The organism is Serratia sp. 506_PEND, assembly GCF_001076875.1.
Lineage (GTDB): Bacteria > Pseudomonadota > Gammaproteobacteria > Enterobacterales > Enterobacteriaceae > Serratia > Serratia marcescens.
Genome location: NZ_JVEL01000204.1, coordinates 1 through 220, shown reverse-complemented (window position 1 = coordinate 220; position 220 = coordinate 1). Strand labels below are relative to the sequence as shown.

The following is a 220-nucleotide window of genomic DNA, read 5'->3' as shown; positions in this document are numbered from 1 at the left end:
GGAGTCTGGCCTTATCTGAAAATCAGGTTGCTGTTGGTGATGCCATTCGCCACGGTATCTCGCAGTTTGGCGTGCCACTGATTTATTACTCAGATAACGGTGGTGGCGAAAAGAACAAGACCTTTGACGCTGATATTACCGGGATATTTTCTCGTTTGGGTATCGATCACCAAACCGGTATACCAGGAAACCCGCAGGCGCGCGGGATTATTGAGCGTAT

General features: G+C 49.1%; 1 pseudogene. It reads left to right on the top strand.

The annotated features are described in order from the left end of the window. Positions 1-220 (top strand): annotated as a pseudogene (locus ADK28_RS29760) (DDE-type integrase/transposase/recombinase); the annotation flags it as partial.